The following is a 500-nucleotide window of genomic DNA, read 5'->3' as shown; positions in this document are numbered from 1 at the left end:
GTTGCGGGAGATCCTCTTTTCGAAGGTGACGCAGAGCGCGGTGCGCGAGATCGCGCTGCAGGTCTTCCGCCATCTGCACGCGCTGTCGCTGCGCTTCCACCTGGACCGGCAGACCGGCGGCATGAGCCGCGACATCGAGCGCGGCACGCGCGGCATCCAGTCCCTGATCTCGTACTCGCTGTACAGCATCCTGCCCACGCTGGTGGAGATGTCGCTGGTGATCGGCTTCTTCGTGGTCCGCTACGACATCTGGTTCGCGGCGATCACCACCTGCGCGCTGGTCGGCTACATCGTGTTCACCATCGTCGTGACCGAGTGGCGCACGCACTTCCGGCGCAAGATGAACGAGCTGGACTCGCGCGCCAACCAGAAGGCGATCGACTCGCTGCTGAACTTCGAGACCGTGAAGTACTTCGGCAACGAGGAATACGAGGCCCACCGCTACGACGAGAACCTGCGCACCTACCGCACCGCCGCGATCCGCTCGCAGAACTCGCTGT

General features: G+C 64.2%; 1 protein-coding gene. It reads left to right on the top strand.

From position 1 onward, the window contains the following. Positions 1–500: ABC transporter transmembrane domain-containing protein (locus AB4Z35_RS30295; RefSeq protein ID WP_442101200.1), on the top strand; the 500-nt coding region annotated here is incomplete at both ends.

Origin of the sequence: Pseudomonas sp. KB_15 (genome assembly GCF_052114525.1) — a bacterium.
Classification (GTDB): Bacteria; Pseudomonadota; Gammaproteobacteria; order Pseudomonadales; family Pseudomonadaceae; genus Aquipseudomonas.
This window is presented reverse-complemented; position numbering and strand designations above follow the sequence as displayed.